The sequence below is a fragment of the Candidatus Marinimicrobia bacterium CG08_land_8_20_14_0_20_45_22 genome (genome assembly GCA_002774355.1).
GTDB lineage: Bacteria > Fidelibacterota > UBA2242 > UBA2242 > UBA2242 > 0-14-0-20-45-22.
In genome coordinates this window covers 18,897-42,821 of sequence record PEYN01000022.1, presented here as the reverse complement: position 1 = coordinate 42,821, position 23,925 = coordinate 18,897, and the positions used below count along the sequence as shown (strand labels likewise).

General features: G+C 45.8%; 25 protein-coding genes and 1 tRNA gene. 23 read left to right on the top strand and 3 right to left on the bottom strand.

All coding sequences use genetic code 11. The annotated features are described in order from the left end of the window. The 22 genes from COT43_01750 to COT43_01645 all read left to right on the top strand — a co-directional run. Positions 1-386: hypothetical protein (locus COT43_01750; GenBank protein ID PIS30531.1), on the top strand; the 386-nt coding region annotated here is incomplete at its 5' end. A 7-nt stretch (positions 387-393) separates the two neighbouring features. Further along, a complete protein-coding gene (locus tag COT43_01745; GenBank protein PIS30530.1) occupies positions 394-1,128 on the top strand; it encodes a methylase in 735 nt (244 codons plus the stop codon). Next, the gene (locus COT43_01740; GenBank protein ID PIS30529.1) at positions 1,125-2,078 is read left to right on the top strand and encodes a hypothetical protein; all 954 of its coding nucleotides are present in this window, start codon (positions 1,125-1,127) and stop codon (positions 2,076-2,078) included. Before COT43_01745 ends, COT43_01740 begins: the two co-directional genes overlap by 4 nt. An 81-nt stretch (positions 2,079-2,159) precedes the next feature. Beyond that, positions 2,160-3,455 carry a hypothetical protein gene (locus tag COT43_01735; GenBank protein ID PIS30528.1) on the top strand — a complete coding sequence of 432 codons (1,296 nt, stop codon included), beginning with the start codon at positions 2,160-2,162 and terminating at the stop codon, positions 3,453-3,455. Further along, positions 3,451-4,890: a hypothetical protein gene (locus tag COT43_01730; protein ID PIS30527.1), complete on the top strand. Its 1,440-nt coding sequence runs from the start codon at positions 3,451-3,453 to the stop codon at positions 4,888-4,890. Before COT43_01735 ends, COT43_01730 begins: the two co-directional genes overlap by 5 nt. A gap of 126 nt (positions 4,891-5,016) precedes the next feature. Beyond that, positions 5,017-6,927, top strand: a complete 1,911-nt coding sequence (gene secD / locus COT43_01725; GenBank protein PIS30526.1) for a protein translocase subunit SecD — start codon at positions 5,017-5,019, stop codon at positions 6,925-6,927. A 15-nt stretch (positions 6,928-6,942) separates the two neighbouring features. Further along, entirely contained in the window at positions 6,943-7,824 is an 882-nt protein-coding gene (gene secF / locus COT43_01720; GenBank protein ID PIS30525.1) for a protein translocase subunit SecF, read from the top strand. Between the two features lie 64 nt (positions 7,825-7,888). After that, a complete protein-coding gene (locus tag COT43_01715) occupies positions 7,889-9,139 on the top strand; it encodes an adenylosuccinate synthase (protein PIS30524.1) in 1,251 nt (416 codons plus the stop codon). A gap of 259 nt (positions 9,140-9,398) precedes the next feature. Next, entirely contained in the window at positions 9,399-10,418 is a 1,020-nt protein-coding gene (locus COT43_01710; protein PIS30523.1) for a Holliday junction branch migration DNA helicase RuvB, read from the top strand. 12 nt (positions 10,419-10,430) lie between these two features. Continuing rightward, the gene (locus tag COT43_01705) at positions 10,431-11,465 is read left to right on the top strand and encodes a tRNA preQ1(34) S-adenosylmethionine ribosyltransferase-isomerase QueA (protein PIS30522.1); all 1,035 of its coding nucleotides are present in this window, start codon (positions 10,431-10,433) and stop codon (positions 11,463-11,465) included. 8 nt (positions 11,466-11,473) lie between these two features. Continuing rightward, positions 11,474-12,175 (top strand): 2-C-methyl-D-erythritol 4-phosphate cytidylyltransferase, encoded by a 702-nt coding sequence (gene ispD, locus COT43_01700; GenBank protein ID PIS30521.1) that lies wholly within the window; start codon positions 11,474-11,476, stop codon positions 12,173-12,175. 5 nt (positions 12,176-12,180) lie between these two features. Next, the gene (locus COT43_01695) at positions 12,181-12,657 is read left to right on the top strand and encodes a 2-C-methyl-D-erythritol 2,4-cyclodiphosphate synthase (protein PIS30533.1); all 477 of its coding nucleotides are present in this window, start codon (positions 12,181-12,183) and stop codon (positions 12,655-12,657) included. After that, positions 12,657-13,280, top strand: a complete 624-nt coding sequence (locus tag COT43_01690) for a hypothetical protein (protein PIS30520.1) — start codon at positions 12,657-12,659, stop codon at positions 13,278-13,280. The genes COT43_01695 and COT43_01690 overlap by 1 nt, the downstream gene beginning before the upstream one ends. Then, positions 13,273-14,724, top strand: coding sequence for a glutamate--tRNA ligase (locus COT43_01685; GenBank protein PIS30519.1), 1,452 nt, complete (start codon positions 13,273-13,275; stop codon positions 14,722-14,724). The genes COT43_01690 and COT43_01685 overlap by 8 nt, the downstream gene beginning before the upstream one ends. After that, the gene (gene ispE / locus COT43_01680) at positions 14,696-15,535 is read left to right on the top strand and encodes a 4-(cytidine 5'-diphospho)-2-C-methyl-D-erythritol kinase (GenBank protein ID PIS30518.1); all 840 of its coding nucleotides are present in this window, start codon (positions 14,696-14,698) and stop codon (positions 15,533-15,535) included. Before COT43_01685 ends, ispE begins: the two co-directional genes overlap by 29 nt. Positions 15,536-15,556: 21 nt before the next feature. Then, positions 15,557-15,627 (top strand) — tRNA-Gln (locus tag COT43_01675). 36 nt (positions 15,628-15,663) lie between these two features. After that, on the top strand, positions 15,664-16,605 hold the full coding sequence (locus COT43_01670; protein PIS30517.1) for a ribose-phosphate pyrophosphokinase: 942 nt from the start codon (positions 15,664-15,666) through the stop codon (positions 16,603-16,605). A gap of 17 nt (positions 16,606-16,622) precedes the next feature. Next, on the top strand, positions 16,623-17,267 hold the full coding sequence (locus COT43_01665; protein ID PIS30516.1) for a 50S ribosomal protein L25: 645 nt from the start codon (positions 16,623-16,625) through the stop codon (positions 17,265-17,267). Positions 17,268-17,271: 4 nt separating this feature from the next. Beyond that, a complete protein-coding gene (locus COT43_01660) occupies positions 17,272-17,922 on the top strand; it encodes an aminoacyl-tRNA hydrolase (GenBank protein ID PIS30515.1) in 651 nt (216 codons plus the stop codon). Continuing rightward, positions 17,919-18,266 carry a 30S ribosomal protein S6 gene (gene rpsF / locus COT43_01655; GenBank protein ID PIS30514.1) on the top strand — a complete coding sequence of 116 codons (348 nt, stop codon included), beginning with the start codon at positions 17,919-17,921 and terminating at the stop codon, positions 18,264-18,266. The genes COT43_01660 and rpsF overlap by 4 nt, the downstream gene beginning before the upstream one ends. A 60-nt stretch (positions 18,267-18,326) precedes the next feature. Then, the gene (gene rpsR, locus COT43_01650) at positions 18,327-18,563 is read left to right on the top strand and encodes a 30S ribosomal protein S18 (GenBank protein ID PIS30513.1); all 237 of its coding nucleotides are present in this window, start codon (positions 18,327-18,329) and stop codon (positions 18,561-18,563) included. 23 nt (positions 18,564-18,586) lie between these two features. Continuing rightward, a complete protein-coding gene (locus COT43_01645) occupies positions 18,587-19,030 on the top strand; it encodes a 50S ribosomal protein L9 (protein ID PIS30512.1) in 444 nt (147 codons plus the stop codon). Positions 19,031-19,178: 148 nt separating this feature from the next. Here COT43_01645 and COT43_01640 read toward each other — a convergent pair whose 3' ends face one another. From COT43_01640 to COT43_01630, 3 genes are all read right to left on the bottom strand, one after another. Then, positions 19,179-20,777: a transglutaminase gene (locus COT43_01640; GenBank protein PIS30511.1), complete on the bottom strand. Its 1,599-nt coding sequence runs from the start codon at positions 20,775-20,777 to the stop codon at positions 19,179-19,181. Between the two features lie 25 nt (positions 20,778-20,802). Beyond that, positions 20,803-21,243: a hypothetical protein gene (locus tag COT43_01635; GenBank protein PIS30510.1), complete on the bottom strand. Its 441-nt coding sequence runs from the start codon at positions 21,241-21,243 to the stop codon at positions 20,803-20,805. 255 nt (positions 21,244-21,498) lie between these two features. Then, complete coding sequence (locus COT43_01630; GenBank protein ID PIS30509.1) at positions 21,499-22,584, bottom strand: redox-regulated ATPase YchF; 1,086 nt, start codon at positions 22,582-22,584, stop codon at positions 21,499-21,501. 194 nt (positions 22,585-22,778) lie between these two features. On the opposite strand from COT43_01630, the gene COT43_01625 reads away from it, so the two are divergent. Then, positions 22,779-23,861: an N-acetyltransferase gene (locus COT43_01625; GenBank protein ID PIS30508.1), complete on the top strand. Its 1,083-nt coding sequence runs from the start codon at positions 22,779-22,781 to the stop codon at positions 23,859-23,861. Positions 23,862-23,925 lie beyond the last annotated feature (64 nt).

Sequence of the window (23,925 nt, the reverse complement as noted above, 5' to 3'; positions counted from 1 at the left end):
AACCAATCCATCGGATTCCGTCTTGGATCGAGGTCATTATTCGTCCATCAATTGATGAACTAAGACAGTTGTATAATTCGAGCAAGATATTTCTGCACACCAGCCATTGGGAAGGCTGGCCGTTGCCGCCGATGGAAGCCATGGCTTGCGGGTGCGCTATCGTTTCCGTCGGTAATCGCGGTGTTTGTGAATTTCTTACTAACCAAGAAGACGCGCTTATTGTTCCCATCGGCGATAAAAAAGTACTGCTTGAAAATCTAATCCGGGTCATTTCCGACTTTACTTTATCGAAAAAATTAGCGGAGAATAGTCATAAAACGGCTCAAAATTATCATTGGGATTCGTGTTGCGACACGATCGAAAAAATATTAACAACGGAAATCTGAGATCCACATGCAGAGTCCCATTAAACAATATATCAGACAAAAGAAACTGGAACCGGGAATTATCTCGCTTTTGACAAATCCCTACTATTTTGTTAAAAAAGGAATTTATCGTGGATTAGAGAGTTACGCCCAATTTCTTTCCGGCAGAATGCTGGATTTCGGATGCGGAAACAAATCGTACAGTTATTTGTTCAGAGTCAAAGAACACATCGGTCTGGATGTTTTTCACGCAGGACATGATCATACGGACGAACCGATTGATGTATTTTACGACGGGAAGATGATTCCCTTCCAAGCGGAATGTTTCGATAGCGTACTGTGCGCCGAAGTATTTGAACACTTGTTCGATTGTGAGAAATCGCTCTCCGAAATCCGGCGTGTTTTAAAAATCGGCGGCTATTTGCTCCTTACGACACCATTTTTCTGGGAAGAGCACGAACAACCTTATGATTTCGGACGATATACTGAATTCGGATTGCGAGAACTTCTTGCACGACATCATTTTGAGATTCTCCATTACGAAAAGTATGGGAATTTCATCGAGGTCCTTGCCCAACTCTGGAATTTGTACCTTTTTAAAAAACTCTTCCGTCGATTTGCCTTTCTCCGGTTTGTTATCATTCCATTTCTGATTGTTCCAACTAATCTGATGGGAGCACTTTTCTCTATTCTTTTACCGAAAATTTTTGATGTATTCCACCACTCCGTCATCGTCGCTAAAAAAGTGGAGTTGTCGGTATGAATCAACCGTTAAAAGTATCCGTCATCGTTCCCGCCTTTAATGCCGTCCAGACCCTACCGGCTGTTCTCAAGGCACTGGCAAACCAAACTTATCCGGAAAGTCAATACGAAGTAATCGTTGTCGATGACTGCTCGACAGATGGTACACTCGATTTTTTAAAAACATCGGCGTTTCCACAAAACTTTCAGATCGTTAGTCATTCAGAGAATCAAGACCGCGCTGTGACACGAAATACCGGGATTCGACGATCAACCGGTGAAATTCTCATCTTTCTCGACGCCGATATGGAAGTCGCGTCGGATTTCATCGCCAGACACGTCGCGCACTTTGACAAAACCGACATTATGGGAATCATTGGATCGATCCGCCCGGCGCCGGAGATTCCGCTCGATAAATACCAGCACTACCTCTATTTCGGAAAGCGCGGCGCAACAAAATATCCTTCCGGCGCGCCGATGCCGTTTCAGGTCTTTCTGTTCAACAACACCTCTGTTCGACGTCGAGTTTTGGAAGAAGTCGGATACTTCGATGAAAATCTCCGTTTGTATGGCGGCGAGGATGCCGAACTTGCTTTTCGCATTTACCAAAAATATCCGGACAGACTATTTCACGATCCGAAAATTACAGTGCTCCATCATCATTTTCGTTCGCTGAATGATGCGTTGAAAATTTTAGAAATATTTGGACGTAAAGTCGTTCCGTATCTAATTCAAAAACACCCTGAAATGTCAAAACTGTACGGCGCCGATTATATCGTGCAACGTTTTCCAACCGAAAGTCGGCAGAAAAATCCTTTTAAACTTTTTGCTGGAATTGTTCTGCGGCAAAAAATCTTTAGTTCTTGCTTGAGAAGATTGTTTTCCTTGACGCCATTTCCTTTATCAAGTGGCATTATTCGGTTACTTATGGCATCTGCGCTACTGAAAGGAATTGCTCGTTCGCGGAAGTAAAATCTGCCAGAATTTGATGCCAGACCGTGATAATCTATTTCAAAAAACCTTTTTGCTTCCTAACTTTGGCATGTTCTAAAGATGAATAAATATGAGATAAATAGGAAATTCTGGATGCTGATGATACCTCGACAAATATTTATTGCAATAACATTGCTTTTTTTACCGCTCACTACTTTTGCCGAGAATCTGATTTCTAACGTGATCAACATTTCCGCCGATTCGACTGGTTATGTTTTGGTAGCGGACAAAACTCACCAAAAGATTTTCATCATCAATAGCGATGCACCTGGCACTATAAAAATTGTGAAAGAATACAAAATCACAACCGGCCGTCGGAGCGGGGATAAGGAACACCGCGGCGATTTAAGAACGCCCGAAGGAATTTATTATATTAACGGGCGGGTTCCGGACAATAAACTGACCGCAAAGTTTGGTCCGATCGCTTTTATCATTGATTATCCAAACTTCGTCGATCGTCTCCAAAAGAGAAACGGATCGAACATCTGGATTCACGGTCGCGACGAAGCCTTCAAGGATTTTATCACCGAAGGCTGTATTTCGATGGAAAACAGCCAAATTCTCGGCCTCAAAAAATATATCGATATCGATCAAACACCCGTCATAATTCTGGACAATTTATCCGCATATTCTGTCGATCAAACAGATTATGTATCTGCAACCAACCATTGGTCAGAATTTACCAACGGCTGGGCACAAAGCTGGGACAGCGGAGATATATCTGCTTATTGTTCATACTATGATCCCAAATACATTGATGGAAGTGGACGCAATTTGGCGAAGTTCAAGGAATACAAGTCCGGACTTGAAAAAACTTACAAATGGAAACCGGTCATAATTGACAAGGTTTATGTTCTAATTTCCGACAAGGAAACCCACTTGAAATTCCGCCAGCGCTATCTAAGCCTGACCTTTTACAGTGAAGGCCAGAAGCAGCTAATTTTAATACCGTTCAAATCCCAATGGAAGATCATGCAGGAAAACTTTAAACCGTCTTCAGCGCGGATTTCGACCGAGGAAATGATTGAGCAATTTCTAAAGAGCTGGGAAAATGCATGGGAAAAACAGGGCATTGAAGCCTATTTGGCATTTTACGATCCGAATTTTTCTACCGGTGAATATGATCTGGGCGGTTGGCGAAAATATAAGTCAGAATTGTTTCAATCTGGTAAAAAAGTCAGCGTTGAACGAAGCGCTTTGAAGGTTCAATCAACCGAAAAACAGGTTTGGAATGTTTCTTTCCTTCAGATTTATCAGGCTGACAATTATCGCGATGCCGGAGTGAAAACGATGACGATCAAGGGCTTTCCCGGCGATTTAAAAATCATTAAAGAAGAATGGAGAAAAGACAATTAAACACACAAAAATATTTCTTATTCTGGGAGTAATTCTCTGCTTGGCTATTGGAAACATATCGGCTGAAGTCAAACGTCCGTCGCGCGAATATAAAGTCTATTTTGAAAACACATCCAACGAACTGTGTGTCTATAAATTATATGGGCGTTTCGATGGCAAGACTATCTTCATTTTGGGCGGGATTCAGGGCGACGAACCGGGTGGTTATTTATCAGCCGATCTTTATCCAGACCTTGTACTTGACCGGGGGAATCTGATCATTATCCCGCGCGCTAATTTTCGCTCTATCATTTTGAATAACCGGGGCGTCAATGGAGATATGAACAGGCGCTTTGATCGAGATACGCCCCAAGACGTTGAAGATCATATCGTGGAAATCGTCAAGGAATTAATGTCCGAATGTGATCTTTTTCTGAATCTGCACGATGGCAGTGGCTTCTACAGCGACACCTACATTGATGAAAACCGCAATCCACGTCGTTACGGCCAATCGATCATCGCAGACGCCAGTCAACTGATTTTCGGAAATGATACTCTAAAGCTCGAGGAAATGGCCAGAAAAGTCATCGAGCGTATCAATGAACGGGTCGAGATTCCGGAGCACGCTTTCCACTTTATGAATACCAATACGCTGGCAAAAGACACCAAGTTTCCGGAACAAAGAAAGTCGGCAACCTATTACGCCGTGACAAATCTTCACATCCCGGCTTTCGGCATTGAATCGTCTAAGAGCCTGAAAAGTGTCGATCTGAAAATTCGCTATCACAATTACGCCATCAATGAATTTTTTAAACTTATTGGCGTAGAGCCAGAGCAACCGGCCGTTTTATTTGAACCGCCGAAGTTGATTTACATGCTGGTTTCAATCCATAACGCCGAAACCAAACTCGTCGAAAACAAAGGCTCTATACAAGTCAATGTTGGTGACGTCCTACAAATAACTCATATCGAGTCCAATTATAACCGCGGTATCACTTGCGACGTAATCGGCGCCGGCTCGGAGCAAGATTTTCAAAAGCCGATTTTGATTCAGAAACCAACATCCATCATTGTCCGGCGGGATAATCAGGTAATTGGTAACGTACATGTAGAAGCTATTGGAAAACCAATTGATAATATCACTTATCTGATCGAAGTCAACGGCTCTCAAAAGCGAATTGTCAGCGACCAGACGCTGAGCGTACGGCGCAGTGATAAAATCAAAATTATAGACGTTTCTATTCCGGGAGAAACAAGTTCTGAACTGAAAGTCAATTTAAAAGGTTATGTACCGCGAAATGCTGTTAACGATGGAGAAGACCGCAATAGTTTGATCGATATCCGCCGGCTAAATTGGAATAAGTATTCCATAGATGGCAACGGCAAAAAGTATCCAATTGTCGTAACTCGCGGCGACAGGGAATTGACCCGTGCCTACATATTTATTCAGGACTGAATGATTCATACGGCATAAAAAGTATGTCCCTTCTTGGCTTTTTCGTTGACTTAAGTCCTTATCTCTGTTAAATTCAACCGCTTTTTATAAAACGTTGAATGCGCATTTTTATTGAGGTGAAAATAAATGTTCAAAAAGACAAACATTCGATTCATAATCATCGGCGTAGCAGTTGTACTGGCGCTTTATTCGCTATACTGGACTTTTGCGTACAACTTGATGTCTCCAGCCAAAATGGAGAGTTTAAAAACCGCCGGCAATTTGGATAAATACGAGAGCCGGATCATCCGGCTGGGATTAGACCTTCAGGGCGGCATGCATGTCGTTCTCGAACTAAATCTCCCCAAATTAGTCGAGACGATCGCTTCTAACAAAACGTCTGAATTCTATACAATCCTTCAGGCTACAACACAGGAAGCAAAAGCGACTAATGAAGATTTCTTTTCTGTATTTGAAAGAAACGTCGAGAAAAACAATTTCAGACTTGTCCGCTATTTTACGAACCGTGGCTACAAGAATTCTGACATTGTTCAAAGCCTGAAAGACGAATCCAAAGACGCCATGCGCCGTGCGCTGGAAATCATCCGCAACCGCGTCGATCAGTTCGGCGTTTCCGAACCGACGATTCAAAAGGCGGGCGAATATAGGATCATCGTCGAGCTAGCCGGCATTCAGGATGCCGCGAGGGCGCGCCAACTCATCCAGAGCACCGCTTTGATGGAATTCAACCTCCTCAAAGAACCGGAAGTCACGCAATCTTTCATCGCCTCTGTTGACAATTACCTAAAAACGGGCAAAACGGACATCGTCAAAGAAGCCGTCGCCGCTAATGATTCGACCGTTGCTTTTAAAGAATCCAAAGACAAATCAGTCAGCGTCAACGAATTGCTTGGCAGAACCTCGGTTGGCACTTCGAAGCAATCTGAAACGACTGATTCATCTGTCATCGTCGATGAAGCAATGTTCGCAGACAAACCGTTCTCTTCCTTGTTACGCAATGTCAATGGAATGATCGGCGTTCCGGAGCGTAATGTCTTTGCCGTTAAAAAAATTCTTGGAAATCCTGCAGTCGACAAGTTAAGACCGTACGACTCCAAGTTTCTATGGTCGGCTAAACCTGAAAAGATGACAATGCAGGATGGAAAAACGGAAAGCTTTTATATTCTTTATCATCTCAATAACGAAGCAGGCCTTCAAGGAAAATATATTACCAAAGCATCAGCGACCGTTGGCGGCGCGGGCGCACAGACCGCGGGTCAGCCAATCGTCAACTTTGGAATGAATAACGAAGGCGCTAAAATTTTCTCGCGCCTGACGGGTTCCAACATTGGCAAACGCCTCGCCATCGTACTCGATGAAAAAGTCTATATGGCTCCTTCCATCCGCTCCAAAATTCCGAACGGCTCCGGATACATCGAAGGTTTGGAAGATATGAATGAAGCCAAGAATATTGCCATCGTTCTCCGCGCCGGGGCGCTACCCGCGCAGGTGGACGTGATCGAAGAAAGAACCATCGGACCATCTCTCGGAAAAGACTCCATCGTGATCGGAACGCAAATCGGCGCCCTTGCACTTCTCATTGTGATGATTTTTATGTTCTTTTACTATCGGAATTCTGGACTGCTGGCCAACATGGCGCTGATACTGAACATGATATTTACAATGGCAATTATGGCAATGCTTCGCGCTACTCTGACATTGCCCGGTATCGCCGGTTTGGTTCTCACAATCGGTATGGCGGTCGATGCGAACGTTCTGATTTTCGAACGTATTAGAGAAGAACTCGAACGTGGCAAAACGGTGAAAGCCGCCATCGAAACTGGTTACAGCCGCGCATTGTCCGCAATTCTGGATTCGAACATCACGACGCTTTTGACGGCTCTTATTCTCATGCAGTTCGGAACAGGGCCGGTCAAAGGTTTCGCCGTGACGCTTTTCTGGGGCATCACATCCAGCATGTTTACGGCGATTTTCGTGACGCGCACGTTCTATAACTGGAGAACCGACCGCCACGTGCTCAAAACACTCAGCATATAATCAGGATGTACGAATATGATAAGAATTATAAAAAAAACTGATTTTCCTTTCATTAAATACAGCAAGACAGCTATATCGATCTCGCTCATTATCATCGCGATCGGATTGGTTTCACTGATATTCCGCGGTTTGAACTTCGGAATCGATTTTACCGGTGGCACGTTGGTGCAGGTACAATTTCAAAAACCGATGGAGGTCGCTGACGTTCGCGGAGCGCTCGCAACGGTTGGCTTGGCAAACAGCATGATCCAAAAATCCGGCCGAAACGAATTCATCATCCGCATTCCACAAAGCGACGACAAAGGAAATATCCGGGAAGTCTTCAAATCGACATTCGGCATCACCGACACCGACATTCTAAAAATTGAGCAAGTCGGACCGAAAATCGGAAAGGAATTGCGCGGCGACGCACTACTGGCGATCTTTTTCTCGTTCATCGTGATCGGGATTTACATTGCCGTTCGGTTTGAATTTCAATACGCCATTGGAGCGATTCTCTCTCTTCTGCATGACGTACTCATCACGCTGACGGTTTTCACCGTTTTCCGTCTGGAGGTATCGCTGACAACGATCGCGGCTTTCCTGACAATCATCGGTTACTCGCTGAATGACACGATCGTCATTTTCGACCGCGTCCGCGAGAATCTGAAAGTTCTGCGCAACGAGAACTACGAGCGTATTATGGACGTCAGCATCAACGAGACACTCGCACGGACGATCATCACCGACTTGACCGTTTTCTTCGTTGTGCTTTGCCTCTTGTTTGTACCGGGTGAAGTTCGCATTTTCGCCATTGCGATGACAGTCGGAAGTATCGCCGGAACTTATTCGACGATTTACATTGCCGGACCCGTCGTCGTTTTCTGGGCGCGTAAATTCAAACCCACCAAGAAATGATCATTTCTAACCGTAATCATAAAGTGCTCCCATCCGGGAGCATTTTATATTTTAGGGAAATATCATGTCAGTAACGGCAGTAATCGGCGGTCAATGGGGCGATGAGGGAAAAGGCAAGATTGTTGACGCACTGTGTAAATCCTCGGAAGTCGTTGCTCGTTATCAAGGCGGCGCCAACGCGGGACACACGATCCTCGTCGGAAACGAGGAAACGATTTTGCATCAGGTCCCCAGCGGAATTCTTCACCCAAAATCCGAGTGCATTCTCGGAAACGGCATGGTTATCGACCCAATTGGGCTATCAAACGAAATCGATCACCTTCAACGACGCGGAATTGAGACCCAAAACCGTATTCACATCTCCTTACTGGCGCATGTCGTCACACCTTTACACAAAGCATACGACGCATACTCGGAATTATCTTTGGGGAAAAAAGCCATCGGCACGACCAAACGCGGCATCGGACCCTGTTATTCCGATAAAATCAACCGTACGGGAATACAGATCAAAGACCTGAAAGATATCTCACATCTCAAGATGAACATGGCGGAAAAAATCTTCCGCGCTGGGCAAGCAGGTGTTGTTACGAAAGAAATCCTTCCGGAACTGGAATCGCAATTACCCGAGTTTTTCACCGCCGCTGAACGCATTGCCCAATATTCCGAAGACACTATTTCCTTGCTGGATCGGTATATTCATGAAAACAAACGGATTCTCGTTGAAGGAGCGCAAGGAACCATGCTGGACGTCGATTTCGGCAGTTATCCGTTCGTTACTTCTTCCAGCACAACCGCAGGCGGCATTTGCACCGGACTCGGTATTAGTCCACGTCATATCGACAAGATTATCGGCATTTTCAAAGCCTACACCACCCGCGTCGGCGCCGGTCCTTTTCCAACAGAACTCTTCGATGCAACCGGCGATTTTCTCCAGCAACGTGGCGGTGAAATCGGCGCAACGACACGGCGCAAACGCCGGTGCGGTTGGTTTGATGCCGCCGTTGGAAAATACTCTTGCCGGATTAACGGTTTTTCATCTATTGCCATAACCAAACTCGATGTGCTCGACGAACTGGACGAAATCAAAATATGCACCGGCTATGAAAATGGCTCAATCCCTGAAATTGATCTTTTGGATGCCATCCCCCACTTCATAACCCTAAAAGGTTGGAAAACCGACATTACTCAATGCAACCGATACGAAATTTTGCCGAACAATGCTAAAGTATATTTAGAAACTATCTCCGAATTACTCGAAACGAAAATCTCTCACGTTTCTGTTGGAAAAGACCGATCTCAGATTATCAAGATTTGATCCACCCGGCAACTCATACGCGCGCATATTGCCTTAATAAAACTAAAGACAGTCAAGATAACCAGCAGATTTTCATTGACTTAGAGGAAAGTTTGTGTTAAATTCCGGCGCGTTTTGTTCTAGGGTGAGTTTAGAATATTGAACTTTCAATCAAAATATTTCTTGACAACAAATATCTACAACAATTGCCTTTCCATCGTCTTTGCGATGATTGTTTTTCATCGCATGAGATCGGTTTGTCCTAAAGACGGAGGATTCGTTGCGGTCTGAAGTCACCGATCCAAAGAAATTGACGGATGAACTCGAAGCCGAGAAAAAGATACGACCGTCTGCATTTTCCGACTTTATCGGTCAAACGTCTGTCGTTGAAAACCTCAAATTATACATCACCGCCGCAAAGAAACGCGGCGAGCCGCTCGATCATGTTCTCCTATTTGGACCACCCGGTTTAGGCAAAACCACACTCGCCCACATCGTCGCCAAAGAACTCGATGTTAATATCAAGACCTCTTCCGGTCCCGTAATCGAAAAAGCGGGCGACCTAGCCGGAATGCTAACCAATCTTTCGTTCCGGGACGTATTTTTTATCGATGAAATTCATCGGCTCAACAGCGTCGTCGAAGAATATCTCTATTCTGCGATGGAAGATTTCACCATCGACATCGTCATCGATAAAGGACCGAACGCGCGGAGTATTCAGCTGAATTTGGACGGTTTTACGATGATCGGCGCAACAACGCGGCTGGGGCATCTGACCTCGCCGCTTCGCGATCGATTCGGCGTTGTCTTGCGGATGGACTATTACGAACCCGGAGATCTGTACCAGATCGTCAGGCGGACGGCGGATATCCTCAATATTGAGATCGATTCCGAAGGAGCGGAAGAGATCGCGCACCGTTCACGTGGAACGCCCAGAATCGCCAATCGTATTTTGCGCCGTACCCGCGATTATGCACAGATTAAAGCTAATGGAAAGATTACCCGAAATGTGGCTTCGGAATCACTAAAAATGCTGGAAATTGACTCATACGGATTAGACAACATGGACCGAATGATTCTGTCAACAATCCTATATAAATTTTCCGGCGGGCCTGTCGGACTCAACAGCCTGGCGGTTGCAGTCGGCGAAGAGGCTGAAACAATCGAGGATGTCTATGAGCCGTTCCTGATCCAAAAAGGGCTTTTACACCGCACATCTCGTGGAAGGCAAGCGACTCCAGAAACGCACAAATATTTCGGCGTTAGCAAAACCGAACAACAAGCAACTTTATTTGAATAAAGGAGAAAACCTATGAGACTATCCAATTTCGACTATTCTTTCCCAAAGGAATTGATAGCGAACTTCCCAATCAAGGAGCGCGACCACTCGAAACTGATGGTCATCAACCGCAAAGATGAATCGATAACACACAAACATTTTTACGATATCGTCGATTATTTTAATCCCGGGGATCTGTTGGTTGTCAACGAAACCCGTGTATATCCTGCCCGTCTTTGGGCGGTTAAAGATCGCAGTGACGCTAAAGTCGAAGTCTTTCTACTACGCGAACTTGAAAATTCTCTCTGGGAAGTGATGGTTAAGCCGGCGCGCAAAGTCCGAATCGGAAACAAGCTAACCATTGCCGACGGCGTACAATGCGACGTGATCGATAATACAGTTTCCGGCGGGCGAGTCGTTCGTTTTAACGGAATTCCGCAGGAAACGCTTTACAAACTGATCGATGAAATCGGGCAATCGCCACTTCCGCCTTATATCGACCGTGAACCAACTGACGAAGACAAGATCAAATACCAAACCGTGTACGCCAAGAGACGCGGAGCCGTCGCGGCGCCAACCGCCGGTCTGCATTTTACCGAAGCATTGCTACAAAAAATCCGCGACAAAGGCGTGAAAATTTATCCAATCGTTCTCCACATTGGGTTGGGAACTTTTCGACCCGTTACTGTCGAAGACCTGACTCGCCACCGAATGGATTCTGAATATTTTGAGGTTTCCGCCGAAACCGCAATTGCCATTAACGAGGCAAAAGCCAAAGGCAAACGAATCATTGGCGTCGGCACTTCAGTTGCCAGGACATTGGAAACCGTAACCGTCTCCGGCTTTCAAATCAGTCCTCGACGCGGCTGGACGGATAAGTTCATCCATCCGCCATACGATTTTAAAATGATTGATGTGTTAATCAGCAACTTCCACCAACCTAAGTCAACATTACTCATGCTGGTATGCGCATTTGCCAATCATCCACTCATCATGAAAGCCTATAAAGAAGCCGTGAAGAAAAAATACCGCTTCTTTAGTTATGGCGACGCCATGATTATCATCTAATCTAAACATTGAGCACCAATCGATCAGCCGCCGCCGTTATCGTTGCCGCCGGGACCGGTGCGCGAATGAACGCATCGCTTCCCAAGCAATTTCTGCTGCTGAACGACCGTCCGGTTCTCTTTCATACATTACAACCGTTTCTTACCGCGACATTTGTAAATGAAATCATCGTCGTCGTACACCCAGACTGGCTGAATCGTCAGGAGGTGAAAAACTGTCTGCCGGACAAGTCTGACAAACCGATTCGTATCGTTCCAGGTGGAGAAAGACGCCAAGATTCCGTCTATAATGGGATTTCCGCTACTTCAGAATCCGTAGAAATCATCATCGTCCATGATGGCGTCCGACCCTTTGTCACTCTCAAAGAAATTAACGAAACCATTCTGATGTGCGATTCTTTTGACGGTTCGATTTTGGCGATTCCTACCGTCGATACATTAAAGGAAGTCAAAGACGCTACGATCATTCGGACAATCGACCGTTCAAATATCTGGCAGGCGCAAACACCGCAAACTTTCCGAAAATCGATCCTTTTGCGCGCATTTGAAACCGCTTTTGCTAACGGATTTACCGGCACAGATGAAGCCTCGCTTGTCGAGAAAATTGGCGGAAAAATTTCCGTTTTGAACGGACATCCAGAAAACATAAAAATCACTTGCCAATACGACTTAAATATCGCAAAATCCATCCTTGAATGGCGGTCAATATGAACGGTATGAAATTTAAAATTGGGAGCGGATTCGATGCGCATCCTTTTGTTGAAGGTCGACCCTTGGTTCTCGGCGGATTGACGATTCCTTACGACCGCGGCTTAAAAGGTCATTCGGATGCTGATGTTCTCGTTCACGCAATCATCGACGCGTTGCTTGGAGCCGCCGGATTCGACGACATCGGGACTCACTTCCCCGATTCGGACGCCGCCTACAAAAACATCTCCAGCATTTCACTGCTTCAAAATGTGGTTTTACTGTTAAAAACACACCAGATACAGATTGGCAATATCGATGCAACGATCATCGCCGAACAGCCTAAAATCCGGCCATACGTCCACGAAATGCGGAATACTCTCGCCGCCGTTCTCGAAATTCCCGAAGAAAACGTCTCGATTAAAGCAACGACTACCGAGAAAATGGGGTTCACCGGCAGAGAAGAAGGAATCGCGGCGTTAGCAACCGCATTGATTTATCTATAATGGAAAACGTCCTTCAATTCATCGCAAACCAATCTTTCTGGTACACTTACCTCATTCTTTTTATTTTAATTTTTATGGAAAACACGCTTCCGATTCTGCCTGGCGACGCGATTTTGATCTTTTCCGCCTATCTTGCCGGAAATAACGCGCTAAATCCGCTCGCGGCTTATCTCATTACTGTCACTGGCAGCATCAGCGGTTTTATCGTCATTTATCTTATCAGTCATCATTGGGGAAGAGACTTTTTTGAACGACGACAATTTTCTTTTTTCCCATCCAGGCGCATTAAAAGAACCGATCATTACTTTCACAAATTTGGAAATTGGGTGCTGATAATAAGCCGACTCATTCCGGGCACCCGGCTTATGATTGCTATGATCGCCGGTTTTACCAAAATTCGTCTTGTCAAAGCGATTCTGTTAACATTGTGCGGAATCCTTATCTGGAACGGGCTTATATATGGACTCGCGATTATACTCGGCGATAATTGGGAAGAAATCAAGGTGTTCTTGCGGGAATATAGCACGATTCTCAACATTGCGCTGATTATTCTACTCATACTATTCATCGTTTATCGAATAAGAAAGAAAAAAAATTCAAAGGAGACCACAGAAATTGATTAGAACCCGATTCGCACCCAGTCCGACCGGTTTTCTCCATGTCGGTGGCTTACGGACAGCTCTGTACAATTATCTTTTCGCCAAAAGCCAAGCGGGTCGGTTTATCCTGAGAATTGAAGATACTGACCAAAACCGACGAGTTCCGGGCGCTGTCGAAAACCTCATCGAGACTCTTAAATGGGCAAAGGTGATTCCGGACGAAGGACCGGAGTTCGGCGGCGATTTAGGTCCATACATTCAATCTCAGCGTCTGGAATTTTATCGCCAACACGTTCAATCGCTGATCGAAAAAGGTCATGCCTATCACTGTTTCTGTTCGACCGCTCGCTTGGATGCCCTACGCAAACAGCAAATCGCCGAACACAAACAGCCTCGCTATGACAATCATTGCCGCAACCTTTCAGATTCTGAAGTCCGTCAGCGTCTTGCAAACAACGAACCGTATGTAATTCGTATGAAAACGCCGGAAACCGGAATCGTCGAAGTCCACGATCTGATTCGCGGCGACGTGTCATTTCCCGCCGATCAGTTGGACGATCAGGTGTTGATGAAATCGGACGGTTTCCCGACATATCATTTAGCAAACGTCGTGGATGACCACCTGATGCAAATATCGCACGTTATTCGTGGCGAAGAGTGGTTGCCCAGCACGCCGAAACACCAATTGCTTTACAATTATTTCGGCTGGGATTCGCCGCAGTTCGCGCATCTTTCGTTGTTATTAAATCCCAATAAAAGCAAATTGTCGAAGCGTCAGGGCGACGTCGCCGCTGAAGATTATCGAAGAAAAGGTTACTTGCCCGAAGCGCTGATCAATTTTCTGGCTCTGCTCGGCTGGAACCCCGGCACCGATCAGGAAATCTTTTCGATGGACGAACTAATCCGCGAGTTTTCGCTGGAAAGAATCGGAAAGAGCGGCGCCATTTTCAACGTGGAAAAACTTGACTGGATGAACGGACATTATATCCGAAAATTGTCGCCCGAAAAACTATTTCAGTTATCATTCGACTTTTTACCTGACCGAAACGGCTGGGACGATAACCAAACGATTTCTATTTTAAAGGCAATTCAGGAAAGTTTGACGACATTTTCAGAAATACCAGAGAAGACGCGGTTATTCTTCACCGATCCTCTAAATTACGACTTCCCTGATATTCAGGAATATCTTGCCAAGCCGGAAGCGGTAACAATTCTCCAATCTCTCATTTCTCAAATAGAAGTGATTCAGAATTTCGACGCTGATTCCTTCGTCGCGGCAACTAAAACCGTCCAGAAAACGACCGGCATCAAGGGAAAACCGCTCTGGATGACAATTCGCGCGGCGCTGACCGGCGAAACTCACGGCCCGGAAATTCACGTCATTACCCATATCCTCAGCCGTGAAATTTGCGTCCGCCGTTTGCAATCAGCTCTCGAATATGCTAAACGACAAATCGATCGTAATTAAATCCAACGCCAAAGTCAATCTGACCTTGCGGATCACCGGCGTATTGCCGAACGGCTACCATACGATCAGTTCGCTTTTCCAGGAAATCGATCTGCACGACGAATTACATTTTAGCCCTACCGACCAATTTCAACTAACCTGTTCTGATCCGAAACTGCCGACAGATTCGACCAATCTTTGTTTTAAAGCCTACGAGGCGATGCGCCCTGTCGCAAAAGTCAGCAGTGAATGGCATATACATCTCATTAAAAATATTCCAACAGGAGCGGGACTCGGCGGCGGAAGTTCTAACGCGGCGACGGTTCTTAAATTTCTCAATCAAAATTGGGAGGCGAATCTGCCGGATTCGACACTCGTACAGATCGCCGTCGGTCTGGGAAGCGATGTTCCATTCTATCTACGCGGAAAGGCGCAGATCGCCAACGGTGTCGGAGAGATTTTGACACCGGTGAAACTGCCGGAATCATTTGTCATCTTACTCGTTTGTCCGCCGATTTCCATCTCAACTGCTTGGGCATACAGAGAATTCGACTTGGTTAATTGCAAAAAGGAATATAAATTTGATTCTCTTTTTGATGAAAAGAGAGTTTTTTGGACGCTGTTTGAAAATCAATTTGAATCGGTAGTTTTTCCATCATATCCAGAGATCGGCGCGATACGCGAGGAAATGAAGCGCGAACCAGTTTTATACGCCGGTCTGTCGGGAAGCGGCTCGACTGTGTTTGGAATTTTTCGCAACGAAACGGAAGCCGCGACGGCGCAGAAACGCTTCCAGAATTATCCAACCTTTCTAACTCTTCCCAAATTTTAACAGAAAAACGCCATGAGACATTCGGGGATCGTCCAACGGCAGGACAGCGGCCTTTGGAGCCGTGAATCTAGGTTCGAATCCTGGTCCCCGAGCAGGTTTTTGAACCATTTTAAGTAGAAGCGATAACTATGAAATTTAATGCAAGAATCTTTTCCGGCAGATCAAACCCGGCGCTAACGTCCGAGATCAACACATTTCTCAAAACGACGCCCGGACAGATTTCCATTTCCAATTTCAGCGACGGAGAAATCCGACTTCGCTTTGAAGAGAACATCCGCGGCGAAGACGTCTTCATCGTACAGTCCACGAATCCACCGGCAGACAATTTGCTTGAGCTTTTATTGATCATCGACGCCGCCCGGCGCGCTTCTGCCCGACGCATCACGGCGGTCATTCCCTATTACGGCTATGCGCGTCAGGATAGAAAAGACCAGCCGCGCGTTCCCATTTCATCCCGCTTGATCTTGGACACCATCGTCTCTGCTGGCGCTAATCGCATCGTGGCGATGGATTTACATTCGACGCAGATTCAGGGATTCGTCAACATTCCGTTCGACCATCTGTATGCGAAGTCGATTTTTGCTGATAAGATCAAAGAAATAGTAAAGTCGGGCGATTTTTCTATCATTGCTCCGGATGTCGGCGGTATCAAGTTCGCGCGTTCTTACGCAAAAATCCTAGGAGCTCCGCTCATCATCATTGACAAACGTCGTCCCAGTCCGAATAAAGCGGAGATAATGAATATCATCGGCGAATCTCAAATAAGAAATGCGCTCATTATCGACGATATGATCGACACCGGCGGCACTATTTCGCAGGCCGCGCGTTTGCTTAAAAATAACGGCGCTGAATCTATCATCGTCGTCGCCACGCATGGACTTTTTTCCGGCAATTGCGTCCGGCTGATCATAGAATCGCCGATCGATAAAGTTATCGTCACAAATTCTATTGCCATCCCACCAGAAAGACAATTTGAGAAACTGGAGATTCTAACTGCCGCGCCGATGTTTGCGGAAGCCATCAAACGAATCCATAACGAAGAATCCATCAGTTCACTGTTTGAATTTTAATCATAAGGAGTATATGAATGCTTGAGTACAAGTTATCAGCAGAAGCCAGAACCGCACTGACGAAACGCGACACCAAGAAATTGCGTCGCGACGGAAAAATTCCGTCGGTGTACTATTATCACGTAGAAAATCCGATTCCGCTCTGTATCGACGTGAAAGATTTGAATGCGGCTCTCCATTCCGGAGCGCACATCATCAATCTGCAGATCGGCAGAAAATCCTACCCGTGCATTGTTAGAAATCTTCAGCACAATCCAATCAGCGAGATGATCATCCACGCCGACTTTATGGGCGTCAATCTCGAAGAAAAGATCGTTGTCTCCATTCCGATCAAATTGGTTGGGATTGCCATCGGCGTAAAAACATTCGGCGGCATTTTAGCCCAGCATCTTTGGGAACTTGAAGTCAAATGCAAAGCCGCAGAAATTCCGGATGGCGTTACAATTGACGTAAGCGCTTTGAATCTCGGGGATTCAATCGGCGTCAAAGACATTCAAATCCCCAACGCAGAAATACAAAACGTTATTTCCGCATCGATCGTTTCCGTCGTGAAACCCTCTGGCGTGGCTGAAGAAGAAAAACCAGCTGAAGTTGAAGAAACGGCCGAAGGCGAAGAAAAAGAAGAAGAAAAAGAAGAGAAGACTAAGAAAAAGAAAGAATAATGCATTGTTCTTCTTTAAAAAACGTCAGCATGAAGACACTCAAACGACACAACCCAAAATCATCGTTGGTTTGGGAAATCCCGGCATGAAGTACACGAGAAACCGACACAATTTCGGATTTATGGTTGTCGACCGGTTGGCAGATCAACATCAAATTCAATTCACTCCAGCCAAGAGTTCTTTTGTTTTCGCTGATACTCGGAAATCTTCTGTTTATCCCGCCTCTTCATCAACGTCATTTCGGCTGTGCAAACCAATGACATACATGAATGCATCCGGAGTCGCCGTGAAGCAAATGCTGAAATACTTCGATGCGGAACCGGCGCAGATTTTTGTCGTCTATGACGATATCGACTTGCCATTGGGCGCTTTACGCATCCGCACGAACGGTTCTGCCGGCGGTCATCGCGGAATAAAGTCTATCATCGATCAGATCGGCACAGATGAATTTCCACGGCTCAGACTCGGAATCGGACCGCAGGGAAATCTCGCTTCCGAAGATTTCGTCCTGACGAATTTCAAGAAAGAAGAATTGCCATCAGTAAACGACGTAATCGAAACAAGTGTCAACGCGATCAACGATTACGCAGAACATGATATTTACTGGATCATGAACAAGTATAACCAAACTAAACATAAGGAGTTCAACGAGTGAGGTACTACGAAAATTTATTCATCGTCAATCCGAATTATGAGCATGACAAACTGAGCCAGATTGTCGAAGCCGTCAATGCCGAGATCACCCGCTTAAACGGCATCGTCCTCTATCTGGAAGATTGGGGAAAAAGAAGACTGGCCTATCCGATTGAAAAACATCGCTACGGCAATTATATCCTCGTTCAGTACGAGACAGAAAATTCCAAACTGAATAATGAGATCGAGGCGTGGATGGGTTTGACCGCTGGGATTTTATCCTGCATAACGGTTCAGTTGGAAGAAAAGCCGGCTCCGAAACCGGAATCCGAGATTGCACTAAAACCAGCCGAAGAGATAATTTAACCCGATACTTATCCGAACAATGCTGTCAGCGATAAAAATATAGAATAGAAAGGGAAACTTATGACATTAATCAGCAAAAGAAAAATCTGCAAATTTTGCGAAAATCCTCAGGAAAAAATTGATTATAAAAATTACCGGATGCTGAGACGGTTCGTCACCGAACAGGGAAAAATAATTCCCAGCCGCATCACCGGCACCTGCGCAAAACATCAGAGAGAATTGACGAAGGCGATCAAACGCGCCCGCAACATCGCGCTTTTGCCCTACACATTCGATGTTACCCAGTCGTTTAAATAAACTTCGACCCACAGGAGATTTACATGCGTATTATTTTACTTCAGGATATAGAAACATTGGGAAAAACCGGTAGTCTGTGTGACGTTAAAGACGGCTACGCCCGCAATTACCTCATTCCACGAGGATTTGCTCTGAAGGCAAGCCCGGTCAATATCAAACGTTTTCAAGAGATCAATCGCTTAAAAGATTCCGCCAAGAAGCGTGAAATGAAAAAAGTCAACGAACTCGCCGACAAACTCAAGGCGCTTTCTCTGACGATTCCCGTTCAGGTTGGCGAAGAAGACCGCCTCTTCGGAGCCGTCACTTCGCAGTCCATCGCTGAGCAACTTCAGGAAAAAGGTTACGAAATCGACAAACGGCAAATTCTACTCGAAGAACCAATTAAAACATTGGGCGTTTTTGATGTGCCGGTAAAACTTCATCCGGAAGTTACCGCCACCGTCAAAGTCTGGGTTGTCAAAGCCTGATTTTATCTCTTGTTTTCTGATGCGTTATTGAATTAAAAAATGGCTCTCCTTACTTTTTTCCGGCGCTCATTATCGTTCGCCTGAATAGCCAAAACCGGCTGTTCAGGCGTTGTTAATATTTCTGTTATTGAAAACCGTCTGCGATTCTCTACTTTTCCGGCTCCCATTCTGCGATGGTTTCGATGACGACCTTCGTCTGCGGTTCAGTTGACCAAAACTCGTTTGAATTGTATGTCCAGCCCATCGTTTCAGAGCCGCCGCCGCTCTGCGTCGTGATCAAAAACCGGTTCGCCAGCGCGCCGAAATATACCGCCTGATCTCGTGGAAGTTCATTGTCGCCACCGCTCGGATCAACCGGAATCCAGCCATATCCGGGGAAATACACTTCAGCCCACCGATGGAAAACGTCGTCCATGCTGGCATCATCGCCTCGCACGACGGCTGAGCCAACATACCGCGCCGGAAGTCCCGCCGCCCGGCACATCGCAATGTAAACAAACGTATATTCCGAACAGGAACCGTTCCCGCGCGCCAAAACGGTCGGTGCCGTATTCCATCCACCGACGCGCTCGTAAAACATTTTTTGGTTGATGTAGTCGAAAATCCGGCGCGCAATCCAGTAAGTGTTCTTCTCTTCACCGACTGCTTCTCGAGCGGCGTTTTGGATAGTCGGATGATCGAACTGATATTTTTCGTTATTTTCGAGATATTTTTCGGAAATATCCGACGGGATTTCATCGAGACTTCCGGCAAGTTCAGGATACAGAAAATAACGGATTTTGTAAACAGTCGCATCAGCGGTCATCACGGTTTCAATCGGTTTTCCCGGCTTGATGTTTTTATAAACGAAATGCGCCGTTTTTTGTCCCCAGCGATCGGTGACAAAGTCCATCGGCTTCAGATTGAACATCAACTCTGTATTCAGCGTCTGATTATCGCGTTTTTCGGGAATCGCAATGTGAACGTCGAGCGATCTTATATTTCCCGGACCGAAATTTCTGACCTGATGCGTAAAAGTGACTTTTGCCTTGCGGGCATCCGCTAATTTGAACTTCTCACCGTCACGGATTTTTAACTTGTAGATTTTATCGTTCTGGTAATCCACAGCCCAAAGCCACTTGCCGTCGAACGCAAGTCCTTTTGTGTATGGGCCGGGCGCGTCGGCGATGAGTACAACCGAACCGCTTGCCGGATCGACCATATAAATTTCGTCTTTGACTCGATCGGAGACCCATAAATATTTCCCATCGAAAGCCAGTCCGCGCGGTTCTCCCGCTGGAGATTTCAACGACTTGATCGTCGTGCCGTCTTCGGGATCGAATTGGATGATTTCGTCCAAGCCATCGTCAACACACCAGAGATATTTCCCATCCCAAGCAATGTCACGCGGAGAGCCTCCCGGCGCATCGACGGTTCGATGAATCGTTCCGTCTTTGGGACTGATCTGATAGATTTTTCCGTCGTGATTATCCGAACACCAGAGCGCCTTGCCATCCCACGCCAGACCCATCGGCCAGTAGCCGGGTGAGGCGATTTTCTGAATGACTTTTCCATGATCGGGATTGATACAATACAGCGTATCGGTTTTACGATCCGCCAACCAGAGATTTTTCCCGTCGAATTCCAGGCCGGTAGGGCAACCGGCAGGCGTTGCAAATGATGTAACAACTTCGCCAGTAAAAGGCGTTAAAACCGCCGGAAAAACGAATAAAAAGACAAGAAGAAAAAATGCAGACGACTTATTCATGTTTTGCCTCCTTTTGACGATGCGTTTAATGCTGGGAACCGATGATCCGGAATAATGTTTCCAATCCCTCGGAATAAACCGAAATCGCCGGACCGATCAATCTTGCCTGAACGGCATCTTTCAAAACCGAATTATCGAAACTCTCGCGTGAATATGGCATCTCTTCCGGACAAATTTCAACGGTCGGAATTCGGACGATCGCCAGCAATTCCCGAAGTAAAAAACAGGTTCGCGCCAGCGCGCACGGATCGACCAGAACGCCCTGGATTTCATTTCGGGATCGGCTAATGGTTTTTACGATTCGCGCTTCGTCGGCGAATTGAAAGATTTTGATCTCGACGCCAAGTTCTTTTGCTTTTCGGCGTAATCCGGTATTGATTTTATCAAGCGTCAACCGCGTGCCGTTCTTCGCCGAGATTTTTCCGATCAGCGGCAGGTTGGTTCCGTGAATTATCAGGATTTTCATGTCCTAAAATAAGCGGGTTTATCGACAGAAACAATAAAAGATGTGACCGCAGGCAAGCGGCGGACAATCAGAATCTCGAAAGTGGAACCGCGCACAATCTTTTTCTCCTCTCGGTGTTAAACTCTGTTGCATTGAATCGGAAAGGCTGAAAATTTGACTCTAAACGGTAAGAAAAAGGTTGTCGTCTCGCTGATCATCATCTTCCTGATGATTCTCTCGTTTTGGTTCAATTGGAGAACGAGTGCAAAAATGAAATCAGATATTAAACCGAATTTCCAGAATGTCGCCGTCTTTCACAACATACTCTTTCCCTTCGAGGCGAACCAATCCTTTGGCGCGGCAGGCGGCATAATTGCCGTTGGCGATCATATCTTCATAGGCGACGACTTCCGCCCGGATGAATCCGCGTTCGAGGTCGGTATGAATCGCGCCCGCGGCTTTCTGCGCGTTTGATCCGCGCCGAATCGTCCACGCCCGACACTCGTCCTCACCGACGGTGAAAAATGAGATCAATCCCAGCAATTCGTAAGAACGATAAATTAAATTGAACAGCGCTGGTTCCCGAATGCCCATATCCTTCAAAAAAGCCGCCTGATCTTCCGGTTCAAGTTCGGCGATTTCCTTTTCAATCGACGCACATAGCGCTGTGACGGTCGCGTTTTCTGATTTCAAATCGTCAAATTGATGAATGATCAATTCTGTCTCAGGAATCTGACTTTCACCGATATTGATTACGTAGAGAATTGGTTTTGCGGTTAAAAACTGGAATCCGCGCAGGATTTTTTCCTCTTCAGGATTGACGACAAATTCCCTCAGCGGCTTTTCCGATTCAAGCCACGAACGACATTTGATCAACAGGTCGAGTTCTTTTTTATCCGCCTCGTTTTGAATTTTCCGGAGTTGCTTCTCAAGCCGCTCGACACGCGTTTCGATAATCGTCAAATCCGCTAAAAGAAACTCCGAATTTGCAAACGCGATGTCAGATTTGGGATCGATGCGGTTGAACGGGTGTGGAAACATTTCATTCTCAAACGAGCGAACGACAAGTAAAATAGCATCGACAGTTTTCATGTTTGCCAGAAACTGCGGCGGCAATCCGTGAGAACTCTTTTGATCGCTTTCCAGACCGGGGACTTTCAGGTATTCGACGGTCGAATTGACCTTACTTTTCGGATTGAACACTGCCGCTAATCGCTCCAACCGTTCATCGGGAACTTTGACGACGCCGCGCTCTGATTCGATTTTCCCCTTGAAAGAATCGTCCGCCGATTTATGGCAAAGCAATGTGGAAAAGAGCGCGCTCTTCCCGGAATACGGAAGTCCAGCAATTCCGATCTGCATAATATTACTCCAAATTCAATTTCCAATTCAACGCGGCGAAATTTAAATTTATTCTGATAGACGCCCAAACTGAAAATTATTGTCAATCAGCACCGATAAAAAATTCTTATCGGTTTTCGACTGATTTTTATAAATTTCTTCAAAATGGAGGTTGAATGGAAACACGTATCATTCCGGTAAGGTCGAAGAGAGAAATGCAACGGTTCATCCGATTCCCGTGGAAAATTTATCGCGGAAATGCCTCATGGGTTCCACCGTTGATTTCCGAACAGAAAGCAATGTTTGATCGAACAAAATTCCCTTTCTTCGAGCATTCGGAAGCGGAATTCTTTCTGGCGTATCAAACCCGGCGCATTGTCGGTCGTATCGCGGCTATCCGAAACAACAATCATTTGAAAATATACCACGACGATACCGGATTTTTCGGATTTTTCGAATCCATTGACGATCAAAGCGTCGCCAATGCGCTTTTTGCGGCGGCAGAAGATTGGCTGAAATATCATGGTTTGAAACGCATTCGCGGACCGGAAAATTATTCGCAGAACGAAGAGTGCGGATTGCTGATGGACGCCTATGACAAGCCGCCGGTTTTGATGATGACCTACAATCCGCCTTATTATCCAAAATTGATCGAAGCGGCGGGATTTAAAAAAGTCATCGATATGTACGCCTATGCAATTGAAGGTGCCGAAAAGATACCAGAGAGATTGGTGACCGCCGTCGCGGATATTCGAAAAAATGCTGACTTTACCGTTCGGAATATCGATATGAAAAAACTGGACGAAGAAGTCGAAAAAATTAAAAAAGTCTATAACGCCGCTTGGTCTGAAAATTGGAGCGCGGTTCCGTTTACCGACAAAGAAGTCGAACATCTGAAAAATTCTCTCAAACAGATCGTCGTGCCTGATATGGTTTTTATCGCCGAGATCAAGGGCGAACCGGTTGGTGTATCGCTCACAATTCCCGATATCAATCAAGCGCTGATTCATCTGAATGGACGGCTTTTCCCATTCGGAATTTTTAAATTGCTTTGGCACAGCCGCCGGATCAACAAGGCGCGCGTTATCATTATGGGCGTTATGAAGGAACACCGTCACAAAGGAATCGACATCCTGTTTTATTACAAGACATTTCATAATGGCTTGAAACACGGATTTAATTGTGGCGAGATGTCGTGGATTCTGGAAAATAATGCGCCGATGCGCCGCGCTCTGGAAAAAATCTACGGCACAAAAATCGACAAAACTTATCGTCTTTATGAAAAGCCGATCGCTTGAGAGAGTCGCCCGGATTATTTCCGTGAATTGTTTGATAAATACTTTAAATTCTGCCGGTTTTTTT